This is a genomic window from Pseudomonas sp. CMR5c (assembly GCF_003850545.1).
Classification (GTDB): domain Bacteria; phylum Pseudomonadota; class Gammaproteobacteria; order Pseudomonadales; family Pseudomonadaceae; genus Aquipseudomonas; species Aquipseudomonas piscis.
In genome coordinates this window covers 1,483,585-1,505,071 of record NZ_CP027705.1, presented here as the reverse complement: position 1 = coordinate 1,505,071, position 21,487 = coordinate 1,483,585, and the positions used below count along the sequence as shown (strand labels likewise).

Below are 21,487 nucleotides of genomic sequence, written 5' to 3'. Positions count from 1 at the left end.
AGAAGGCTGTACCCCATGACGACTCTCTTTGATCCGATCAAGCTCGGCGACCTCGAACTGTCCAACCGCATCATCATGGCGCCGCTGACCCGCTGCCGCGCCGACGCTGGCCGGGTGCCCAACGCCCTGATGGCCGAGTACTACGTGCAGCGGGCCTCGGCCGGGCTGATCCTCAGCGAAGCCACCTCGGTGACGCCGATGGGCGTGGGCTACCCGGATACTCCCGGCATCTGGTCCAACGACCAGGTCCGTGGCTGGGCCAACGTGACCAAGGCGGTGCACGGCGCCGGCGGCAAGATCTTCATGCAGCTGTGGCACGTGGGGCGGATTTCCCATCCTTCCTACCTGGACGGCGAAACCCCGGTAGGCCCCAGCGCCATCCAGCCCAAGGGCCACGTCAGCCTGGTGCGCCCGCTGGCCGACTTCCCTACTCCGCGAGCCCTGGAAACCGCCGAGATCGCCGATGTGATCGAGGCCTACCGAGTCGGTGCGGAAAATGCCAAGGCCGCCGGTTTCGACGGAGTGGAAGTCCACGCAGCCAACGGTTACCTGCTGGACCAGTTCCTGCAGAGCACCACCAACCAGCGTACAGACCAATACGGCGGCTCCCTGGAGAACCGTGCTCGCCTGCTGCTGGAAGTGACCGATGCGATGATCGAGATCTGGGGTGCCGGCCGCGTCGGCGTGCACCTGTCGCCACGAGCCGACCTGCACGACATGGGGGATGCCGACCTGGCGCAGACCTTCCTGTATGTCGCTCGTGAGTTGGGCAAGCGCGGCATCGCCTTCATCTGTGCCCGCGAGAAGGAAGGCACCGACAGCCTGGGCCCACGGCTCAAGGAAGCCTTCGGCGGCCTGTACATCGCCAACGAGCGTTTCACCAAGGACAGCGCCAATGCCTGGCTGGCCGAAGGCAAGGCCGACGCGGTGGCCTTCGGCGTCCCCTTCATCGCCAACCCGGACCTGCCGGCCCGCCTGAAAGCCGATGCGCCACTGAACGAACCGCATCCTGAGACCTTCTATGCCAAGGGCCCGGTCGGCTACATCGACTACCCGATGCTGTAAGCATTGCCCATGAAAAAGCCCCGGTTCACCAGACCCGGGGCTTTTTATTGCCTGCCTGTATGCCGTGAGGATCAGCGTTTGCGCTGGGCCCAGGCCACGGCCAGGCCACTGAAGCAGATCACCGCGATGCCTACCAGGCCGTAGCTGTCCGGGGTATGGCCGAAGATCAGGTAGCCGTACATTCCGGCGAACAGGATCTGCCCGTAACTGAAGGGCGCCAGCATCGCCGGAGCGGCATGGCGGAACGCCTGGGTCAGCAGCAGGTGGCCGAACATGCCACAGGCGCCCAGGCCGATCATGAACAGGCCATGGACCAGGCTCGGAGTGCTCCAGAAGAACGGCAACAACGCGCTCATGATCAGGCTGTTGATGATGCCGATGAGGAAGTTGCTGGTGGTCGGGCTATCGATGCCGCTGAGTTTGCGGGTCAGCAATTGATAGAAGCCGAAGCACAGCGCCGATCCCAGGGGAAAGAGGATCGCCGGGGTGAACAGCGAACCACCGGGGCGCACCACGATCAGCACGCCAACGAAGCCGATCAGCACCGCCAGCCACTGGGCGCGGCTGACCCGCTCACCCAGGAACGGCACGGACAAGGCGGTGACAAGCAATGGCGCGAGGAAGTTGACCGCGGTGGCTTCAGCCAGGGGGATATAGCGCAGGCCGGTGGTGAACAGCAGGCTGGTGCCGATCATGCACAGGGCCCGCAGCAATTGCAGGCCGGGACGCTTGGTCCGCACCACGGCGGAAAAACCACTGCGCGGCACGAACACCACCAGCATCAACAGGGTATGGACCACATAGCGGGCCCAGACCACCATCACGATCGGATAGAAGGCCGAGAGGTACTTGGACAGTGTGTCGTGGCTGGCGAAGAGCAGGACCGCCAGGCAAATCAGGACGATACCCTTCAGGGGATGATCCGCGCCTTTGAATGGTGAAGGGCTCACACTCATTCACATCCCCGCAACAAATTGCCTACAAAATACATAGCTCGCTATCTATCAAGACAGGGCCGGCCCGGTATATAAATGCCCCCCCCGTTTCGACCCTGTGGTCCGGGGATGCATGGCTTCATTGCGCAGATCTTGACATAACCAGATTCAATTACGCATTTTGTCTTAATGACGAAGGTTCGGACTCAGGCGCAACATATCCAGCCCGATATCGACCCAGCGCTCCGCCTCGGTATGCAGGACAAAGCTGTCCGGGGCCAACAACCACTGGTAGAGAAGACCATCGACAAAGGCCCGCATGCTGATGGCTGCCCGCCTTGTATCGAGATCTTCGGGCAACTGCCCACGATTCACCGCGTTGCTCAACGTCAGTTCGATATGCAGGTTGCACTCCAGGCTGGCCGCGCGGCGCTGACGACGCAGGTCGCACATTTCATCGGTGAACTCGCACTTATGAAACAGAATTTCATTGATGCGTCGGGTTTTCGGGTCCAGGGCAACTTGATGAAACAAGTGAATGAGCAATTTGCGCATCCAACCCAGAGGGTCCACTTCATCCACATCCTCGCTGGCGGCCGCCATCTCGCCCAAGGGTTCGTGCAGGCTGTCGAGCATGGCCTGGACCAGGTCGGCCTTGTTGCTGAAATGCCAGTAGATCGCGCCACGCGTGACTCCCGCCAGCGTCGCGATATCGGCCAGGGTGGTCCGCGCCACGCCCCGCTCGTAAAAGGCCTTCTCGGCCGCCTCGAGTATCTGGGCGCGGGTTTCTTGAGCTTCCTCTTTGGTACGACGGACCATGGCAGTAAAACCTCGATCAGGATCTTTCAGCGATGCGCAAAGACCTTCTGAATAAATATGGAACGACATCTCGAGTGCCGTTTACCCAACCTACAATTCAACACTTGCGGGAGCTTTTGTAACCGGATGGGTACGCCACCAAGGTATTTACAAACAGACATGCACGTAAGTATATTCCTTAGCAAGCTACTTATCCACTCAGCCAACTCTTTTTACCTTTCCACTTTTCTTGTGCGCATCTCGCGTGCCTGACCCGAGGATCTTCATGCAACTCAAGCCAGCTGTTACCGCTCTGGTCACTGCCGTCGCCCTGGCATCGCTGCTCAGCGGATGTAAAAAGGAAGAGGCGGCACCCGCCCCTCAAGCACCTCAGGTCGGCGTCGTCACCCTGCAACCACAAGCCTTTACCTTGACTTCCGAACTCCCGGGCCGGACCACTGCGTTCCGTATCGCCGAAGTTCGTCCACAGGTAAACGGGATCATCCTCAAACGCCTGTTCAAGGAAGGCGGTGATGTGAAGGAAGGCCAGCAGCTCTATCAGATCGACCCATCGATCTATGAAGCTACGCTGAAGAGCGCTGAGGCGAACCTGCAATCGACCCGCTCGATTTCCGATCGCTACAAGCAGCTGGTCAACGAGCAAGCCGTGAGCCGCCAGGAATACGACACTGCCGTGGCCAACCGCCTGCAGTCCGAGGCCTCGCTGCAAAATGCCCAGATCAACCTGCGCTACACCAAGGTGCTGTCGCCGCTGACCGGTCGTATCGGCCGCTCCTCGGTCACTGAAGGTGCCCTGGTGAGCAATGGCCAGGCCACTGCCATGGCGGTGATCCAGCAGCTGGATCCGATCTACGTCGACGTCACCCAGTCCTCGGTGGAACTGCTGGAGCTGCGTCGCGAGCTGGAAAGCGGACGCCTGCAGAAAGTTGGTGACAACGCCGCCAAGGTCAAGCTGACCCTGGAAGACGGTAGCCAGTACAAGCTCGACGGCAAGCTGGAATTCTCCGAAGTCTCGGTGGACGAGACCACCGGCTCGGTGACCCTGCGTGCGGTGTTCCCGAACCCTGAGCACACCCTGCTGCCCGGCATGTTCGTGCATGCCCAGCTGCAAGCCGGGGTCAACAGCGCGGCGATCCTGGCGCCACAGCAAGGCGTGACCCGTGACCTCAAGGGCACTCCGACCGCCCTTGTGGTAGGTGCCGACAACAAGGTCGAGCTGCGCCAGCTCAAGGCCAGCCGCACCGTCGGCAGCCAGTGGCTGGTGGAAGATGGCCTGAAGGCCGGCGATCGCCTGATCACCGAAGGCCTGCAGTTCGTCAAGCCCGGCATCGAGGTCAAGGCCACCGAAGCCACCAACGTATCTGCGAAGAACCCGGCCCCTGCCCAGGCAACTGGCAAGACTGCAGGCGGCAAAGGGGAGTAAACCATGTCGAAATTCTTTATCGACCGTCCGATCTTCGCCTGGGTTATCGCCCTGGTGATCATGTTGGTCGGGGCTCTAGCGATCCTCAAACTGCCGATCAACCAGTACCCGAGCATCGCGCCGCCCTCGATCGCGATCTCCGTGACCTATCCGGGCGCCTCGGCGCAGACCGTGCAGGACACCGTGGTCCAGGTGATCGAGCAACAACTCAACGGCATCGACAACCTGCGTTATGTGTCCTCGGAAAGTAACTCCGACGGCAGCATGACCATCACCGCGACCTTCGAGCAAGGCACCAACTCCGATACCGCGCAGGTCCAGGTGCAGAACAAGCTCAACCTGGCCACCCCGCTGCTGCCGCAAGAAGTACAGCAACAGGGTATCCGCGTGACCAAGGCGGTGAAGAACTTCCTCTTGGTGATCGGCGTGGTTTCCGAGGACGGCAGCATGTCCAAGGACGACCTGTCGAACTACATCGTGTCGAACATGCAGGACCCGATCTCCCGGACCCCGGGCGTCGGTGACTTCCAGGTGTTCGGTGCCCAGTACGCCATGCGGATCTGGCTCGACCCGGCCAAGCTGAACAACTACAACCTGACCCCGGTGGACGTGAAGACCGCGGTCGCCGCGCAGAACGTCCAGGTGTCCTCTGGCCAGCTCGGCGGCCTGCCGGCCATGCCTGGCCAACAGCTGAACGCCACCATCATCGGCAAGACCCGCCTGCAGACTGCAGAGCAGTTCAAGGCGATCCTGCTGAAGGTCAACAAGGATGGTTCGCAAGTACGCCTGGGCGATGTCGCGGACGTGGCGCTTGGCGGTGAGAACTACGCCATCAGCGCCCAGTTCAACGGCAACCCGGCTTCCGGCCTGGCGGTGAAACTGGCCAACGGCGCCAACGCCCTGGATACCGCCAAGGCGCTGCGCAAGACCATCAGCGACCTGGAGCCCTTCTTCCCGCCAGGCATGAAGGTGGTATTCCCGTACGACACCACCCCAGTGGTGACCGAATCCATCAAGAGCGTGGTGCACACGCTGGTGGAAGCCATCGTGCTGGTGTTCCTGGTGATGTTCCTGTTCCTGCAGAACTTCCGTGCCACGGTGATTACCACCATGACGGTACCGGTGGTATTGCTGGGCACCTTCGGCATCCTCGCGGCGGCCGGTTTCAGCATCAACACCCTGACCATGTTCGGCATGGTGCTGGCCATCGGCTTGCTGGTGGACGACGCCATCGTCGTGGTGGAAAACGTCGAACGGGTGATGCAGGAGGAAGGACTGTCACCCAAGGAAGCGACCAAGAAATCCATGGGCCAGATCCAGGGCGCCCTGGTGGGTATCGCCCTGGTGCTGTCTGCGGTACTGCTACCGATGGCGTTCTTCAGCGGCTCCACCGGCGTGATCTACAAGCAGTTCTCGATCACCGTGGTTTCGGCCATGGCCCTGTCGGTACTGGTTGCCCTGATCTTCACCCCGGCCCTGTGCGCCACCATGCTCAAGGCCATCCCTGAAGGCCATGGCGAGAAGCGCGGCTTCTTCGGCTGGTTCAACCGCAGCTTCGACTACAGCGTGAAGCGCTACGAGCGCGGCGTCGCCAGCATCCTGCGGCACAAGGCGCCGTACCTTCTGGCCTACCTGCTGATCGTGGTGGGCATGATGTGGCTGTTCACCCGTATCCCGACCGCGTTCCTGCCGGAAGAAGACCAGGGCGTACTGTTCGCCCAGGTCCAGACACCAGCCGGCTCCAGTGCCGAGCGGACCCAGGTGGTGGTCGACGAAATGCGTTCCTACCTGCTGGACAAGGAAAAGGACACCGTCGCCTCGGTGTTCACCGTGAACGGCTTCAACTTCGCCGGTCGTGGCCAGAGTTCGGGCATGGCCTTCATCATGCTCAAGCCATGGGGCGAACGCTCTGCGGAAAACAGCGTGTTCAACCTGGCCCAGCGTGCACAGATGCACTTCTTCAGCTTCCGTGACGCGATGGTGTTCGCCTTCGCTCCTCCGGCGGTACTGGAGCTGGGTAACGCCACCGGTTTCGACGTGTTCCTCCAGGACCGCGCCGGCATCGGCCACGAAAAACTGATGGCGGCACGCAACCAGTTCCTCGGCATGGCAGCCCAGAGCAAGGTGCTGGCCCAGGTCCGTCCGAACGGCCTTAACGATGAACCACAGTACCAGCTGACCATCGACGACGAGCGTGCCAGTGCCCTGGGCGTGACCCTGAGCGATATCAACAGCACCTTGTCGATCGCCTTGGGTAGTAGCTACGTCAACGACTTCATCGACCGTGGTCGGGTGAAGAAGGTGTACGTCCAGGGCCAACCCGGTGCTCGCATGAGCCCCGAGGACCTGAAGAAGTGGTACGTGCGCAACAGTGCCGGAACCATGGTGCCGTTCTCGTCCTTCGCCAAGGGCGAATGGATCTACGGTTCGCCGAAGCTGGCTCGCTACAACGGCGTGGAGGCCATGGAGATCCTCGGTTCTCCGGCTCCTGGCTACACCACCGGTGAAGCCATGGCCGAGGTCGAAGCCATAGCCGCCAAGCTGCCACCAGGTGTCGGTATTTCCTGGACCGGCCTGTCCTACGAGGAACGCCTGTCGGGTTCCCAGGCGCCAGCGCTGTACGCCCTGTCCCTGCTGATGGTGTTCCTGTGCCTGGCAGCCCTGTATGAAAGCTGGTCGATTCCGATCGCGGTCATGCTGGTGGTGCCACTGGGGATCATCGGCGCGCTGATGGCTACCAGCCTGCGCGGCTTGTCCAACGACGTGTACTTCCAGGTAGGTCTGTTGGTGACCATCGGGCTCGCGGCGAAGAACGCCATCCTGATCGTCGAGTTCGCCAAGGAACTGCACGAACAGGGCCGCTCCCTGATCGACGCCGCGGTCGAAGCCTGCCGCATGCGTCTGCGGCCGATCATCATGACTTCTTTGGCCTTCGTCCTCGGGGTCGTGCCTCTGGCCACCTCCAGCGGCGCTGGTGCGGGTAGCCAGCATGCAATCGGTACCGGCGTGATTGGCGGTATGCTTACCGCGACGATCCTGGCGATCTTCTGGGTCCCGCTGTTCTTCGTCGTCGTGTCGTCCATGGGCCGCAGGAAAGCGGACCAATCAGAAACCACAGCAAATTCTAATGAGGCTGGCCAATGAGCAAGTCGCTACTCTCCCTGGCAATCACCGCCATCGCGCTAAGTGGTTGCTCGCTGATACCGGATTATCAGCGCCCGGACGCGCCGGTGGCGGCGCAATTCCCCCAAGGCCCGGCCTATTCGCCAAAGGAGGCCGCCAACGTGGCGGCCGCCGAACAAGGCTGGCGGCAGTTCTTCCATGACCCGGCCCTGCAGCAGCTGGTCCAGGTCGCCCTGGAAAACAACCGCGACCTGAAGGTCGCGGCGCTGAACATCGATGCCTATGCCGCGCAGTACCAGATCCAGCGGGCGGACCTGTTCCCCGCTATTTCCGCCAACGTCAGCGGCCAGCGCCAGCGCCTGCCGGCCCGGGTATCGGGGACCGGCGATGACCGGATCTCCGGCCAGCACTCGGCTACCGTGGGCATCAGCGCCTACGAGCTGGACCTGTTCGGTCGCGTGCGCAGCCTGAGCGAGCAAGCGCTGCAGAACTACTTCTCCACTGAAGAAGCCCGGCGCAGCACCCAGATCAGCCTGGTGGCCAGCGTCGCCAATGCCTACATCACCTGGCAGGCCGACAAGGAGCTGCTGAAGCTGACCCAGGAAACCCTGGCGACCTACGAGGAAAGCTACCGTCTGACTTCGCGCAGCAACGAGGTCGGGGTCGCCTCGGCCCTGGACCTGAGCCAGTCGCGTACCTCCGTGGAAAACGCCCGGGTGCAACTGGCGCGCTACACCCGCCAGGTAGCCCAGGATGAAAACAGCCTGACCCTGCTGCTGGGCACCGCGATCCCGGCCAACCTGCCGGCGGCCCAGCCGCTGTCGGCCGACCTGCTGAGCGAGTTGCCGGCCGGCCTGCCGTCGGAGCTGCTGCAACGGCGTCCGGATATCCTCGAGGCCGAGTACAAGCTCAAGGCGGCCAACGCCAATATCGGCGCGGCTCGCGCGGCGTTTTTCCCGCGCATCAGCCTGACGGCCAACGCCGGCAGCCTGAGCCCGGATCTCTCCGGCCTGTTCAAGGGTGGCTCGGGTACCTGGTTGTTCCAGCCGCAGATCAGCCTGCCGATCTTCAACGCCGGCAGCCTGCGCGCCAGTCTGGACTACTCCAAGATCCAGAAGGACATCAGCGTCGCCCAGTACGAGAAGTCCATCCAGACCGCCTTCCAGGAAGTCTCCGATGGCTTGGCCGCACGCCAGACCTACAACCAGCAGTTGCAGGCCCAGCGTGATTTCGTCAGCGCCAACCAGGACTACTACCGTCTGGCCGAGCGCCGCTACCGCATCGGGGTCGACAGCAACCTGACCTTCCTCGACGCCCAGCGCTCGCTGTTCAGCGCCCAACAAGCGCTGATCACCGACCGCCTGGCGCAGCTGACCAGCGAGGTCAACCTGTACAAGGCCCTCGGCGGTGGCTGGAGCGAGCAAAGCGCGAAGAACGAGCAAACGGCGGAAAAGAAAGCCCCTGAGCTGCATCTGTTCTGAAGCCTGAACCGGCTGCATGAAAAACCCACCTCACGGTGGGTTTTTCGTTTGCAGTCCACGGCCAAGGTCGACCGCCCCGCCCTCGCCTACGGCGCCTGGCGCGACTCCACTCCCAGTTCATCCCACACCGACTCGGCCAGGTGAAAGGTGGCGTTGGCCGCAGGAATCCCGCAGTAGATCGCGCTTTGCATGATCACCTCCTTGATCTCGCCCCGGCTCACGCCGTTGTTGGCGGCCGCCCGCAGATGCAGCATGAGTTCCTCGTTGCGGTTCATGCCGATCAGCATGGCGATGGTGACCAGGCTGCGGGTATGCCGGGGCAGTCCCGGACGGGTCCAGATATCCCCCCAGGCATGACGAGTGATCATGTCCTGGAACTCCGAGTTGAACTCGGTCAGGGCTGCCAGGCTGCGCTCGACATGGGCCTCGCCCAGCACCGCGCGACGCACCTGCAGGCCTTCGGCATAACGTTGTTTTTCGTCCACGAATGGCTCCTTGGGCGACCGTTCAGGCCAGCAGGAAATCCAGGACCCGGGTGCTGAAGGCATCCCCGGCCTGGACGTTGGACAGATGTGCGGCGCGGAACTCGGCGTACTCGGCGCCCTGCACCCGCTGCTGGATGAAGTGCCCGCCAGCCGGGGGGGTGACGGCATCGTCGCTGCCGGCGATCACCAGGGTCGGCACCTTGATCGCCGCCAGGTGCTCGCGCAGGTCGGCATCGCGCACTGCGGCGCAGTTGGCCGCGTAGCCCTCGGGCGAAGTGGCGGCCAGCATGTCGGTGATCAGCTTGGCCTGGTCCGGATGGGCCTCGGCGTAGTCCGGGGTGAACCAGCGGGCGATGGACGCATCCCGTAGCGCCACCATGGCGGCCTGGCCGTCACGCAGCACCGTCTCGATCCGCGGGTTCCACACCGAAGGGTCGCCGATCTTGGCCGCGGTGTTGCACACCACCAGCTTGCCCAGGCGCTCGCCGGCATGAATCCCCAGCCACTGGCCGATCAACCCGCCCATGGACAGGCCGCAAAAATGCGCACGCGGGATATCCAGGGCATCGAGCAACGCCAGTACATCGCGCCCCAGTTGCTCGATGCTGTAGGGCCCCGCGGTGACCAGGGACCGGCCATGGCCACGGGTATCCATGCGCAGGACCCGAAAATGCTCGGTGAAGAGCGGCATCTGCCTGTCCCACATGTGCAGGTTGGTACCCAAAGAGTTGGACAACACCAGCACCGGCGCCTGCTCCGGCCCCTCCAGTTGATAATGCAGTTCGCCCCCGGCGAGTTTCACGAATCCCACGGCAATCTCCTTCAGGCCTTCAAGGCAAAATGTTCAGCCACGGCGCGCTCGACCCAGGTCTTGGCCTGGCCCAGGTAATGCGCCGGATCCAGCAGGCGATCCAGCTCCAGCGCCGACAGCTCGGCACTGACCTGGGGATCCTCGCCCAATACCCCGCGCAGGTGGCGTTGCTCGGCCACCGCGCGCTTGCAGCATTGTTCCAGCAGGTGGTGGGCGGTCTCGCGCCCCAGGCGCTGGGCCAGGGCCATGCTCACCGCCTCGGCCAGAACCAGCCCCTGGGTCAACTGGAGGTTGTGCGCCATGCGCTGGCGATCCACCTCCAGGCCCTCGGCCAGTGACAGGGCCTGGTGCAGGGCACCGGATACCAGGCAGCAGATCTCCGGCAGGGTTTCCCATTCTGCATGCCACAGCCCCAGGCTGCGCTCGTGCTCCTGGGGCATGGCGCAAAACAGTGTCGCCAGCAACCCCGGAACCCGGGTCGCGGCGCTGATCAGCACCGCCGAGCCCACCGGATTGCGCTTGTGCGGCATGGTCGAGGAACCGCCCTTGCCCGCCGCCGCCGGCTCGAATACCTCCGCCGCCTCGGTCTGCATCAGCAGGCTGATATCCCGGCCCAGCTTGCCCAGGCTGCCGGCCAACAGGCCGAGGGTCGAGGCGAACTCCACCAGGCGATCACGCTGGGTGTGCCAGGGTTGCTCCGGCAGGCCCAGGCGCAGCTCCTCGGCCAGGGCCCGAGCCACCGGTAGCGCTTGCTCGCCCAAGGCCGCCAGGGTCCCGGAGGCACCACCGAATTGCAGCACCAGCAAGCGCGGCTTGAGTTGCTGCAAGCGTTCGCGGCTGCGGGTCACCGCCCCCAGCCAACCGGCGATCTTCATGCCCAGCGTGACTGGAGTGGCATGTTGCAGCCAGGTCCGGCCCGCCAGGGGCAGGTCGGCGTATCGCTCGGCCTGGGCCACCAGGCACTGGCCCAGGCGCTCAAGGTCGTGTTCCAGCAGGTCCAGGGCGCTGCGCAGTTGCAGCACCAGGCCAGTGTCCATCACATCCTGGCTGGTGGCGCCCAGGTGCACATGGCGCTCGGCTTCGCAGGCGTTTGCAGCCACTTGCCGGCCCAGGGCCTTGACCAGCGGGATGGCCGGGTTGCCCGCCGTGACTATGGCCTCGCCCAGGGCCTGCAAGTCATACAGCTCGGCCTGGCAGGCGGCCTCGATCGGCGCGACGGCGCTGGCCGGGATCAACCCCACCCGGGCCTCGGCCCGGGCCAGGGCGGCTTCGAAATCGAGCATGGCCTGGATCCGCCCCTGGTCGCAGAACACCCTGCGCATTGGCCGGGCGGTGAAATAGGCATCGAACAGCTGGTTGCTCGCAGCTAGGGTCATAAGGGTCCTTGGCAGCCTGCGTCCACCCGGGCGCAGGCTCGTGGTTCAAAGATCGTGGTGCAGGTAGGCGGCCTGCCTGGGCAATCGCAGGCTGAACAGGAAGGCGATGGCCATCATCACCGTAACGTACCAGTAGAAAGTGTTTTCCATGCCCATGTTCTTGAAGTTCAGGGCCACCCATTCCGCCGAACCACCGAAGATCGCATTGGCCACCGCATAGGCCAGCCCCACGCCCAGCGCCCGGACCTCGGGCGGGAACATCTCGGCCTTCACCAGGCCGCTGATGGAGGTGTAGAAACTGACGATGGCCAGCGCCAGGGTAATCAGCACGAACGCCAGGAGCGGGCTGCTGACGGTCTTCAGGGCCAGCAGGAGTGGCACCGTGAACAATGTCCCCAGCGCGCCGAACCAGAGCATCGAGTTACGCCGGCCGATGCGGTCGGCGAGCATGCCGAACAGCGGTTGCATGCACATGTACAGGAACAAGGCGCCAGTCATGACATAGCTGGCGGTCTTGGCGTGCATGCCGGCGGTGTTCACTAGGTATTTCTGCATGTAGGTGGTGAAGGTGTAGAAGATCAGCGAACCACCGGCGGTGTAGCCCAGCACCGTGATGAAGGCCGCCGAATGGTGCTTGAACAGCGCGGCGACACTGCCGGCGTTCTTGTCCTCGCGGGTTTGCCGGCTGCTGGTTTCCTTCAGCGAACGGCGCAGCAGCAACGAGATCAAGGCCGCGATGGCGCCGATCACGAACGGAATGCGCCAGCCCCAGGCCTTGAGCTCGGCCTCGTCGAGGAACTGCTGGATGATCACCAGCACCAGCACCGCCAGCAGTTGCCCGCCGATCAGGGTCACATACTGGAATGACGCGAAGAAACCACGCTGGCCCTTGAGCGCCACCTCGCTCATGTAGGTGGCGGTGGTGCCGTACTCGCCGCCCACCGACAACCCCTGGAACAGCCGCGCCATCAGCAGCAGGAACGGCGCCCAGGCACCGATGCTGGCATAGGTCGGCAGGAAGGCGATGACCAGGGAGCCGGCGCACATCATCAGCACCGAGATCATCATCGAGTTCTTGCGCCCGTGGCGGTCGGCGACCCGGCCGAACAACCAGCCGCCGATCGGGCGCATCAGGAATCCGGCGGCGAACACCCCAGCGGTGTTGAGCAACTGCACCGTGGGGTCGTCCGAGGGAAAGAACGCCGGGGCGAAATAAATGGCGCAGAAGGCGTAGACATAGAAGTCGAACCATTCCACCAGGTTGCCGGATGAAGCACCGACAATGGCAAAGATCCTTTTGCTGCGTTCCTCTCCGGTGTAGTGACTTGTAGTTGTAGTCATGTCTTTTCACTCATGGGGGACAGTGTCAGTCTAGACATACTTGGCAACACTCCCGTTCCACTGTCTCCATGACAAGGTGGCCACGCAGTCGCCTCGACGGCTGCGGGCAATCGGCGTCAGACCCGTTCGATGGCCAGGGCCAGGCCTTGCCCGACCCCCACGCACAGGGTGGCCAGGCCTTTCTTGCCGCCAGTCCGCTCCAGTTGGTGCAAGGCGGTCAGCACCAGCCTGGCCCCGCTCATGCCCAGCGGATGGCCCAGGGCGATGGCGCCACCGTTGGGATTGACCTGGTGCGCGTCATCCGCCAACCCCAGTTCACGCAGCACCGCCAGGGCCTGGCTGGCGAACGCCTCGTTGAGCTCGATCACATCGAAGTCACCCACCGCCAGGCCCAGGCGCTGGGTAAGCTTGCGCACCGCCGGCACCGGGCCGATGCCCATGACCCGTGGCGCCACCCCGGCGCTGGCCATGCCCAGGACCCGGGCCCTTGGCGTCAGGCCGTGCTGCCTCACCGCATCGGCCGAGGCCAGGATCAGCGCGGCGGCGCCGTCGTTGACCCCCGAGGCATTGCCGGCGGTGACGCTCTTGTCCGGCCCATTCACCGGCTTGAGTTTGTTCAAGGCCTCCAGGGTGGTCTGCGGACGCAGGTGCTCGTCATCCTCGATGAGGGTTTCTCCCTTCTTGTGGGTGATGCGCACCGGCACTATTTCTTCGGCAAAAAACCCCGCCGCCTGGGCCGCCGCGGCCTTGCGCTGGCTGCGCAGGGCGAAGGCGTCCTGGTCGGCCCGGGAGATCTGCCGCTCATCCGCGACGTTGTCGGCGGTCTGGGGCATGGCATCCACCCCGTACCGGGCCTCCATCAACGGGTTGATGAAACGCCAGCCGATGGTGGTGTCCTCCAGTTGCATGCTGCGGGAAAAGGCACTTTCGGCCTTGCCCATCACGAAAGGCGCACGGGACATGGACTCCACGCCGCCGGCGATGGCCAATTCCATCTCGCCACTGGCGATGGCACGAAACGCCGTACCCACAGCTTCCATGCCCGAAGCGCAAAGACGGTTGAGGGTCACGCCCGGCACGCTGTCCGGCAGGCCGGCGAGCAACAACGCCATGCGTGCCACGTTGCGGTTGTCTTCGCCGGCCTGGTTGGCACAGCCAAGGTACACTTCGTCCAGGGCGCTCCAGTCCACTTGCTGGTTGCGCGCCATCAGCGCCTTGATCGGCAAGGCTGCCAAGTCATCGGCCCGCACGCCGGACAAGCCGCCGCCAAAGCGGCCGATGGGGGTGCGAATGGCATCGCAGATGAATACGTCGCGCATCAGGCTTCTCCCGGGGTCTGGCCATGGGCGGCGGCGGTGCGAGCCTCCAGTTCGCGCAGCGCCGTCAGTTCCAGCGCGGTGGGCGCGCTGGTCTGGGCCACCTGTTCGGCGAAACGGATGGCCCAGCCCGTGGCCTCCACCACCTGCTCGCGGGTCACTCCCGGATGCAGGGAAGTGACGACGAACTCATGGCTGCCTACCTCAGGTTCCATGATGCACAGGTCGGTGATGATCCCCACCGGACCGGCGCCCGGCAGCCCCAGGCGCTGACGCGAATCGCCGCCTTCGCCATGGCCGACCGAGGTGACGAAGTCCAGCTTGTCGACGAAGGACCGGGCAGACTGCTTGAGGATGATCAGCACGCTCTTGGCCGAGCCGGCGATCTCCGGCGCACCGCCAGCTCCCGGCAGGCGCACCTTGGGCTGGTGATAATCGCCGACCACCGTGGTGTTGATATTGCCGAAGCGGTCGACCTGGGCCGCCCCCAGGAAACCCACGTCGATCCGCCCACCTTGCAGCCAATAGCGGAAGATTTCCCCGGTGGGGACCACGGTATCGGCGGTTTCCGCCAGTTCACCGTCGCCGATGGATAGCGGCAGGACGCTGGGCTTGGCACCGATCGGGCCGGACTCGTAGATCAGCACCACGTCTGGTGACGAAGTGAGACGCGCCAGGTTGGCGGCCTTGGACGGCAGGCCGATGCCGACGAAGCATACCGAACCGTTGCGCAGGCGCCGCGCAGCGGCCACGGTCATCATTTCATTGGTGGAGTAAGTCATTGCCGGGCCTCCCGGGCTGCGGCCAGCTTGGCCTGGAATTCACTGAAATCGGCAGTACCGCGAATGTACTGGTCGATCCATGCGGTGAAGCTCTGGCGATCGCGGGCGATGGGGTCCCACGCCTGGTAGAAGCGGTTGTCGCGCTCGGAATACCCGTGGGCGTAGGACGGATGGGCACCCCCAGGCACATGGCACACCGCGCTCAAGGCCCAGGTCGGCAGCACACAGGCATTCATCGGCGCGTCGAGGTCATCGACGATCTCCTCGACGGTGACGATGCAACGCTTGGCGGCCAGCGCCGCCTCCTTCTGCACGCCGAGGATGCCCCACAGCAGGACGTTACCCTTGCGGTCGGCTTTCTGCGCGTGGATCACCGTGACATCCGGGCGCACCGAAGGCACCGCCGCCAGCACTTCACCGGTGAAGGGGCAGGTCACGCTCTTGATCAGCGGGTTGACCTTGGGCAAGTCGGAGCCGGCGTAGGCCCGCAGCACGGCGAACGGCAAACCCGAGGCCCCGGCGACGTAGGCATTGGCCAGGTCGGCATGGCTGTGCTCTTCGATTTCCAGCGGCCGCGGCCATTGTTTTTCCACGGCGTCGCGCAGGCGATGCAGGGAGCCCACGCCCGGGTTGCCACCCCAGGAGAAAATCAGCTTGCGGGCGCAGCCGGCACCGATCAACTGGTCGTAGATCAGGTCCGGGGTCATCCGCACCAGGGTCAGGTCCTGCTTGCCCTGGCGGATGATTTCATGGCCCGCGGCCGTGGGGATCAGGTGGGTGAAACCTTCGAGCGCGACGGTGTCGCCGTCGTTGATCAACTGCTTCACGGCCTCGTGCAGCGAGAGTATTGCAGCCATGGAGGGGCTCCCGGTGGGTGTCCAGCGACTGGGGAAAGGCGCTCAGGTGGCGCCGCAGTGACTGAAGGTTAAGCCGGGGCAAAACCACCAAACAATCCGATAATCGACTAACTGTTCGATTATCGAACACATTGTTATGAAGCTACCTATTGCCCCGCAGCGCTCGCAACCACCGACTGTTCGCCGGCAGGCGGGCCAAGGCCCCGGGTTCAAGTGGCATCGGCGTGGCTGACCCGGCCCTTGATCAGCACCGCTGTGGTGGCCAATACCGCAGGAATCACCAGGGCGCTGAGCACCTGCGCGAAATTCCAGCCCATACCCAGCAAGGTCGCGCCCATCCAGGCACCGAGAATCGCGCCGAACCGACCGACACCGAGCATCCACGAGACACCGGTGGCCCGGCCCTGGGTCGGATAGAAGCGAGCGGCGAGGGACGGCATCGCCGATTGCGCGCCGTTGACGCACATGCCGGCGACCAGCACCAGGCTGGCCAACAACACCATGTTGCCCAGGCTCTGGCCAACGGCGTAGGCGAAGGCTCCGGCCAGCAGATAGCAGATGCCGATCACCTTGTGCGGGTCGAAGCGGTCCATCGCCCAGCCCACCAGCACCGCACTGAGTACTCCGCCAAACTGGAATAGAGCACCGATGAAGGCTGCCTGCTCCAGGCTCGCCCCGCTGTCGCGCATCAAGGTCGGCAACCAGCTGGTCAACAGGTAGACGATCACCAGCCCCATGAAATAGGTCAGCCACAACAACAGGGTGCCAAGGCTGTAGGTGGCGCAGAAGATCACCGCGAGCACATTGCGCGCCCGCACCGTCTTCTGCTCCGGCACGCTGAAACTGCCAGCCTCGCGGACCAGGGCCGGGGCTATGGGTGCCAGGGCCTTGCGCACTTTGTCGGTGCCAGCACCGCGCACCACCAGGTACCGTGCCGATTCCGGCAGCCAGGCCAGGAGCACCAGGACCAGGAGCAGCGGCAGGACGCCCCCTAGCAGCAACAGGCTATGCCAGCCGAAGGCCGGGATCAGCTTGGCGGAGATGAACCCGCCTGCGGCCATGCCCAGGTTGAAACCACAGAACATGCTGGTCACCAGCAGCGATTTGTGGCGCTCGGGGGTGTATTCGGCAAGCAGCGTAGTGGCATTGGGCATGCCCGCACCGAGCCCCAGGCCGGTGAGGAACCGCAAGACCAACAACTGCTGGACGCTGGCGCTATAGGCCGACGCCAGGCTGAAGGCGCCAAACAGCGCCACCGCGCCCACCAACACCGCCTTGCGCCCAAAGCGATCGGCCAGCGGCCCGGAACCCAGGGCGCCGAAAACCATGCCGATCAGCGCAGCGCTCATCACCGGGCCAAGGCTGGCGCGTTCGATGCCCCAGTCCTGGGACAGCGCCGGAGCGATGAACCCCATGGCCGCCGTATCCAGGCCATCGAGGAAAACGATCAAGAAACACAGGATCACCACCCGCCACTGGTAGGACGACAGCGGTTGGGCATTGATGAAGGACTGCACATCGAGGCAGTTCCCTACTGCGGATTGCGGTTGGTTCATGGCTGTTCATCCATGCAAGACCACCGGTGCGCAACATTCCGCCTGGGCAGGCCGGATCATGACGGCAAGGGCAAATCAGCTGGCAGGCAAGGCAACGCGGCTGTGATGGGGACAAGGGCGCACTGTGAACATGCTCATGGGGCCGGCCTCTTCTTTATTATTGGATGGCGCAACTGGGTGGGCCGCACAGGAAATGCGGGCTGTGGATGTGCGTAGTCGAAGACACTGGCGCGACATTAATCAGCCCGGGGAAACAACGTCAATTCGCCGGGAGCGGATCTGGGCGTTTATCGCACAGCTTAACTGAACAGCTGGCCGCTGAGTTCGCGGCTGACGCCCAGCAGGCCGGGAAGAAAACGCTGTTCCAGCTCGGCGTGGCTGACCCGGCTGGCATGGGTACTGACGTTCAAGGCCGCCAATACCTGGCCTGACGCGTCGTACACCGGCACCGCGATCGAACGCAGCCCCTGCTCCAGCTCCTGGTCAACGATGCACCAACCCTGCTGGCGCACCTGCTGCAGGCACTCCAGCAATGCCTGCGGGGTATGCAGGGTGCGGCTGGTCTTGGCCTGCAGGTCGGCATGCTCGAGGTATTCGTGCAGCGAGGAGTCATCCAGCGCGGCCAGCAGGATCCGTCCCATGGACGTGCAGTAGGCCGGTAATCGGCCGCCCACCGAAAGATCGACGGAAATCAGCCGTTGGGTGGTGGCCGAACGGGCGATGTAGAGGATGTCGTCACCCTCCAGGGTCGCCATGTTGCAGGCCTCGTGCAGTTGCTCGCTCATGCGGTCCAGGTAGGGTTGTGCGCAAACGGCCAGGGGCGTCGAGGACAGGTAGGCATGACCCAGGGTCAGCACCTTGGGCAGCAGTGAATAAGTGCGCCCGTCGGTGGTGGCATAGCCAAGCTTGATCAGGGTGTGCAGGCAGCGACGCACCGCCGCCCGGGGAATCTCCGTACGGTGGCTGATCTGGGCGATGGTCAGGTGCCGCTTGCGCTCCTGGAACGCCTGGATCACCGCCAGGCCCCGGGCCAGGGAGGTCATGAAGTCCGGATCGCCGGTGAACGCCTGGATCCTCTTCGCTGCCGAGGCCACGATCGGCGGTGCCATCGAGGTGAAGGAGTTGCGCATCTGATCGTTCATTCCAGGCTCCCTGCGGCGTGGTTCTGCGGCATTACAGGCTGTATCAACCGAGCGCTACGACAGGCAACGGCAATACCGGGCGATTATCGAACCGCTCATTGGCGAGTGCAATCAACCGGTTCGGAGCGATTACCCGCAGTTCATTGATTCATTGAAGGTAACAATCATCCAGTAAAATCACCTTGCTCATTGCTTCATTCACCCATCAGGTCCCGGTAAAGAGTCTGGGAAACTCCAAAAGCATGGGGATGATTAAAACTTTCGCGTAACAAAAGCCTCACAATGAAGTTGGCAATTTTAAACTTCACAGACATACAGCTAATCTCTACCGAAGCTATAATGCACGAATGAGGAAAAAGGGCTCAGCACCCTTCCACCTCATCCAGGTGATTGACTGCGATAACCAAGCACCTGCCGCAAGCGCTTGACCCCAAACACTATTTGGCCAATCCGTTTGCAATAGACGACGCTGTTGCTACGACAGGCGTTTTCATCCGATGACGTAGCCGCGTGCAATTAAAGGCTCGTTTGCAAGGATTGCGACTCCCAAGCCCGAGTGCTGGGGAGTCTGCTTTCCCGTAGGCGCACCCCTGCCATGCGTTACATCGGAATGGACCTTACACAATTAGGTAACACTGTGACGAAAGACGAACTGCGCGCGGAACTTGAGCGCCAGGAGCAACGTTACAAGGATGTTTACGGTGGCGAAGTGACTCTGTATGCCGCCCAGCCCGAACCTGAACGCAAACCTTGGCGCAAACGTGCCAGCATTCGCGACCAGGCGTTCACCCAGGAACTGCAGAAAATGGAAAAGGAACTCAGGGCCGACCAGCCATGATGCGGGCGGCTTGAGTTTTCTTGGGCTTGCTTCCTTGCCCGCACGATGATCTCGGCGGCAGGCAGACTATCGATGCTCATCATCCCGAGCCTCGGTACCTCGCGCCATAGAGCCGAGGAACGTTACCCGGCAGGCCCTCAGAGTGAAATTTCATACAAGCGTTTTAACCCCATTGAAACCGCCCCCGGCCGCCAGCCGACAGGTTACGGTCCAATAAAATCAGTGGGTTGCCGTTCCTGGGAGGAATCGGAGAAAACTCTGCTCCGGGTCAGTTTTTTCGTTGAAGAATGTTACCGGCGAGCAGCTTGTGCGTTGATTAGCAGGGTTTTCTGGCATAATCGCGCCCCCTTATGACCGGGTCAGAAAACCTTCATGATCGATTTATTCAGCGGACTGGATGCTTGGGTGCTTGTGAGCCTCTTGCTCGCCCTGGCTTTTGTCCTCGCCTACGAGTTCATCAACGGCTTTCATGACACCGCAAATGCGGTTGCCACTGTTATCTACACCAAAGCCATGCCGCCGCACCTGGCCGTATTCTTTTCCGGTGTATTCAATTTCCTCGGCGTGCTCCTCGGCGGTGTCGGCGTAGCCTATGCCATCGTCCATCTGCTGCCGGTCGAGCTGCTGATCAATGTCAATACCGGCCACGGCCTGGCCATGGTCTTCTCCTTGCTGGCCGCTGCCATCGCCTGGAACCTGGGTACCTGGTACTTCGGCATTCCTGCCTCCAGTTCCCACACCCTGATCGGTTCGATCCTCGGTGTCGGCCTGGCCAATGCCCTGCTCAACGACATCCCCCTGGGCGATGGCGTGAACTGGCAGAAGGCCATCGATATCGGTGCGTCCCTGGTGTTTTCGCCCATGGCCGGCTTCATTATTGCAGCGCTGGTATTGATCGGCCTGAAGTGGTGGCGGCCTATCTCGAAGATGCACAAGACCCCGGAACAGCGCCGCAAGGTCGACGACAAGAAACATCCGCCATTCTGGAACCGCCTGGTGCTGGTGATCTCGGCCATGGCCGTGAGCTTCGTACACGGCTCCAATGATGGCCAGAAAGGCATCGGCCTGATCATGCTGGTGCTGATCGGCATCGTGCCCGCGCAGTTCGTGCTGGACCTCAACAGCACCACCTACCAGATCGAGCGTACCCGCGACGCCACCCTGCACCTGAGCCAGTTCTACCAGCGCAACCACGAGTCCCTGGGCGAATTCCTGGCCCTGGGCAAAAGCGTGAAGGACGATCTCCCTGGCAAGTTCCGCTGCAACCCGCAGCAGACCGAACCGACCATCAGCGCCTTGCTGAGCAGCCTCAAGGGTGTTTCCGACTACCATTCGCTGTCTCCGGAAGACCGCATCGAAGTCCGTCGCTACCTCTTGTGCCTGGACGACACGGCCAAGAAGGTCGGCAAGCTGCCTGGCCTGGCCGCCCGTGAAAAAGCCGACCTGGACAAGCTGCGCAAGGACCTGACCGCCACCACCGAGTACGCGCCGTTCTGGGTGATCCTGGCCGTGGCCCTGGCCTTGGGCCTGGGTACCATGATCGGCTGGAAACGCGTAGTACAGACCATCGGCGAGAAGATCGGCAAGCAAGGCATGACCTACGCCCAGGGCATGTCGGCGCAGATCACCGCTGCCGGCCTGATCGGCCTGGCCAACGTGTTCAGCCTGCCGGTGTCCACCACCCACGTGCTCTCCTCCGGCGTGGCCGGGACCATGGTCGCCAACAAGAGCGGCCTGCAAAGCGGCACGGTGAAGACCATCCTGATGGCCTGGGTCCTGACCCTGCCAGCCACCGTGGCCCTGTCGGCCGGCCTGTTCTGGGCCGCCTCGAAGGTCCTGGGCAGCTGACGAACAAATCCCGGCCAGAAAAAAGGTGCGCCCCTGGGGACGCACCTTTTTTTATGCCCGGCATTCGATGCCCGACCCTTTCCTGCAGGCAAAAAAAAAGGGCAACCGAAGTTGCCCAAAATGCCTTGCGTGCTCGTTGCTCTGGAGAGACTTAAGGTTTTTTACGCTTGTTCGCGTCTTTCCAGATGAAGAATCCAAAACCTGCGAAGAACAGCACCATGAGGCCGACTGTCAGCACTCCGGCGAACACCACATTGTCGAAAAACATGACCAGCCTCCTGCTCGTGCC

Annotated in this window: 18 protein-coding genes; 6 read left to right on the top strand and 12 right to left on the bottom strand. The window is 63.0% G+C overall.

All coding sequences use genetic code 11. The features are described from left to right. Positions 1 to 15: 15 nt before the first annotated feature. The gene (locus C4K40_RS06955) at positions 16 to 1,065 is read left to right on the top strand and encodes an alkene reductase (RefSeq protein ID WP_053135457.1); all 1,050 of its coding nucleotides are present in this window, start codon (positions 16 to 18) and stop codon (positions 1,063 to 1,065) included. Between the two features lie 71 nt (positions 1,066 to 1,136). Here the strand turns inward: C4K40_RS06955 and C4K40_RS06950 are convergent, their stop codons facing one another. Both C4K40_RS06950 and emhR read right to left on the bottom strand, forming a co-directional pair. Next, positions 1,137 to 2,021, bottom strand: a complete 885-nt coding sequence (locus C4K40_RS06950) for a DMT family transporter (RefSeq protein WP_053135460.1) — start codon at positions 2,019 to 2,021, stop codon at positions 1,137 to 1,139. 165 nt (positions 2,022 to 2,186) lie between these two features. After that, positions 2,187 to 2,819, bottom strand: coding sequence for an efflux system transcriptional repressor EmhR (emhR, locus tag C4K40_RS06945; RefSeq protein ID WP_022642770.1), 633 nt, complete (start codon positions 2,817 to 2,819; stop codon positions 2,187 to 2,189). 265 nt (positions 2,820 to 3,084) lie between these two features. Between emhR and emhA the strand changes: the two genes are divergently transcribed. The 3 genes from emhA to adeC are packed head-to-tail and all read left to right on the top strand — an operon-like array spanning position 3,085 to position 8,846. After that, a complete protein-coding gene (gene emhA, locus C4K40_RS06940) occupies positions 3,085 to 4,242 on the top strand; it encodes an efflux RND transporter periplasmic adaptor subunit EmhA (protein ID WP_053135463.1) in 1,158 nt (385 codons plus the stop codon). A gap of 3 nt (positions 4,243 to 4,245) precedes the next feature. Continuing rightward, positions 4,246 to 7,386, top strand: a complete 3,141-nt coding sequence (locus C4K40_RS06935) for an efflux RND transporter permease subunit (RefSeq protein WP_022642768.1) — start codon at positions 4,246 to 4,248, stop codon at positions 7,384 to 7,386. Next, positions 7,383 to 8,846 carry an AdeC/AdeK/OprM family multidrug efflux complex outer membrane factor gene (gene adeC, locus C4K40_RS06930; protein ID WP_022642767.1) on the top strand — a complete coding sequence of 488 codons (1,464 nt, stop codon included), beginning with the start codon at positions 7,383 to 7,385 and terminating at the stop codon, positions 8,844 to 8,846. Before C4K40_RS06935 ends, adeC begins: the two co-directional genes overlap by 4 nt. Before the next feature lie 86 nt (positions 8,847 to 8,932). On the opposite strand, the gene pcaC is transcribed toward adeC, so the two are convergent. From pcaC to pcaR, 9 genes are all read right to left on the bottom strand, one after another. After that, positions 8,933 to 9,331 carry a 4-carboxymuconolactone decarboxylase gene (gene pcaC / locus C4K40_RS06925; RefSeq protein WP_053135466.1) on the bottom strand — a complete coding sequence of 133 codons (399 nt, stop codon included), beginning with the start codon at positions 9,329 to 9,331 and terminating at the stop codon, positions 8,933 to 8,935. Between the two features lie 22 nt (positions 9,332 to 9,353). After that, entirely contained in the window at positions 9,354 to 10,142 is a 789-nt protein-coding gene (pcaD, locus tag C4K40_RS06920) for a 3-oxoadipate enol-lactonase (protein WP_053135469.1), read from the bottom strand. Positions 10,143 to 10,153: 11 nt separating this feature from the next. Next, positions 10,154 to 11,518, bottom strand: coding sequence for a 3-carboxy-cis,cis-muconate cycloisomerase (locus C4K40_RS06915; protein ID WP_053135472.1), 1,365 nt, complete (start codon positions 11,516 to 11,518; stop codon positions 10,154 to 10,156). Between the two features lie 45 nt (positions 11,519 to 11,563). Further along, a complete protein-coding gene (locus tag C4K40_RS06910; protein WP_031321069.1) occupies positions 11,564 to 12,859 on the bottom strand; it encodes an MFS family transporter in 1,296 nt (431 codons plus the stop codon). A gap of 116 nt (positions 12,860 to 12,975) precedes the next feature. After that, complete coding sequence (gene pcaF, locus C4K40_RS06905; RefSeq protein ID WP_172681673.1) at positions 12,976 to 14,181, bottom strand: 3-oxoadipyl-CoA thiolase; 1,206 nt, start codon at positions 14,179 to 14,181, stop codon at positions 12,976 to 12,978. Continuing rightward, a complete protein-coding gene (locus C4K40_RS06900; RefSeq protein ID WP_053135479.1) occupies positions 14,178 to 14,957 on the bottom strand; it encodes a CoA-transferase subunit beta in 780 nt (259 codons plus the stop codon). The genes pcaF and C4K40_RS06900 overlap by 4 nt, the downstream gene beginning before the upstream one ends. Further along, positions 14,954 to 15,814, bottom strand: a complete 861-nt coding sequence (locus tag C4K40_RS06895; RefSeq protein ID WP_022642761.1) for a CoA transferase subunit A — start codon at positions 15,812 to 15,814, stop codon at positions 14,954 to 14,956. The genes C4K40_RS06900 and C4K40_RS06895 overlap by 4 nt, the downstream gene beginning before the upstream one ends. Positions 15,815 to 16,023: 209 nt before the next feature. Continuing rightward, positions 16,024 to 17,370, bottom strand: coding sequence for an MFS transporter (locus C4K40_RS06890; protein WP_053135482.1), 1,347 nt, complete (start codon positions 17,368 to 17,370; stop codon positions 16,024 to 16,026). Positions 17,371 to 17,669: 299 nt separating this feature from the next. Next, on the bottom strand, positions 17,670 to 18,512 hold the full coding sequence (pcaR, locus tag C4K40_RS06885) for a pca regulon transcriptional regulator PcaR (protein ID WP_053135486.1): 843 nt from the start codon (positions 18,510 to 18,512) through the stop codon (positions 17,670 to 17,672). A 637-nt stretch (positions 18,513 to 19,149) separates the two neighbouring features. Between pcaR and C4K40_RS06875 the strand changes: the two genes are divergently transcribed. Together C4K40_RS06875 and C4K40_RS06870 are read left to right on the top strand one after the other, a co-directional pair. Further along, positions 19,150 to 19,350 carry a hypothetical protein gene (locus C4K40_RS06875; protein WP_022642757.1) on the top strand — a complete coding sequence of 67 codons (201 nt, stop codon included), beginning with the start codon at positions 19,150 to 19,152 and terminating at the stop codon, positions 19,348 to 19,350. Positions 19,351 to 19,722: 372 nt separating this feature from the next. Then, positions 19,723 to 21,198: an inorganic phosphate transporter gene (locus C4K40_RS06870; protein WP_053135489.1), complete on the top strand. Its 1,476-nt coding sequence runs from the start codon at positions 19,723 to 19,725 to the stop codon at positions 21,196 to 21,198. Between the two features lie 151 nt (positions 21,199 to 21,349). On the opposite strand, the gene ccoM is transcribed toward C4K40_RS06870, so the two are convergent. Beyond that, complete coding sequence (gene ccoM / locus C4K40_RS32080; RefSeq protein ID WP_007959205.1) at positions 21,350 to 21,466, bottom strand: cytochrome c oxidase subunit CcoM; 117 nt, start codon at positions 21,464 to 21,466, stop codon at positions 21,350 to 21,352. Positions 21,467 to 21,487 lie beyond the last annotated feature (21 nt).

What these genes read in the sequence shown, in the direction of transcription:
- C4K40_RS06955 (WP_053135457.1), top strand. Translation starts at nt 16, where the DNA reads ATGACGACTCTCTTTGATCCGATCAAGCTCGGCGACCTCGAACTGTCC.
- C4K40_RS06950 (WP_053135460.1), bottom strand. Translation starts at nt 2,021, where the DNA reads ATGAGTGTGAGCCCTTCACCATTCAAAGGCGCGGATCATCCCCTGAAG.
- emhR (WP_022642770.1), bottom strand. Translation starts at nt 2,819, where the DNA reads ATGGTCCGTCGTACCAAAGAGGAAGCTCAAGAAACCCGCGCCCAGATA.
- emhA (WP_053135463.1), top strand. Translation starts at nt 3,085, where the DNA reads ATGCAACTCAAGCCAGCTGTTACCGCTCTGGTCACTGCCGTCGCCCTG.
- C4K40_RS06935 (WP_022642768.1), top strand. Translation starts at nt 4,246, where the DNA reads ATGTCGAAATTCTTTATCGACCGTCCGATCTTCGCCTGGGTTATCGCC.
- adeC (WP_022642767.1), top strand. Translation starts at nt 7,383, where the DNA reads ATGAGCAAGTCGCTACTCTCCCTGGCAATCACCGCCATCGCGCTAAGT.
- C4K40_RS06915 (WP_053135472.1), bottom strand. Translation starts at nt 11,518, where the DNA reads ATGACCCTAGCTGCGAGCAACCAGCTGTTCGATGCCTATTTCACCGCC.
- C4K40_RS06910 (WP_031321069.1), bottom strand. Translation starts at nt 12,859, where the DNA reads ATGACTACAACTACAAGTCACTACACCGGAGAGGAACGCAGCAAAAGG.
- C4K40_RS06900 (WP_053135479.1), bottom strand. Translation starts at nt 14,957, where the DNA reads ATGACTTACTCCACCAATGAAATGATGACCGTGGCCGCTGCGCGGCGC.
- C4K40_RS06895 (WP_022642761.1), bottom strand. Translation starts at nt 15,814, where the DNA reads ATGGCTGCAATACTCTCGCTGCACGAGGCCGTGAAGCAGTTGATCAAC.
- C4K40_RS06890 (WP_053135482.1), bottom strand. Translation starts at nt 17,370, where the DNA reads ATGAACCAACCGCAATCCGCAGTAGGGAACTGCCTCGATGTGCAGTCC.
- pcaR (WP_053135486.1), bottom strand. Translation starts at nt 18,512, where the DNA reads ATGAACGATCAGATGCGCAACTCCTTCACCTCGATGGCACCGCCGATC.
- C4K40_RS06870 (WP_053135489.1), top strand. Translation starts at nt 19,723, where the DNA reads ATGATCGATTTATTCAGCGGACTGGATGCTTGGGTGCTTGTGAGCCTC.
- ccoM (WP_007959205.1), bottom strand. Translation starts at nt 21,466, where the DNA reads ATGTTTTTCGACAATGTGGTGTTCGCCGGAGTGCTGACAGTCGGCCTC.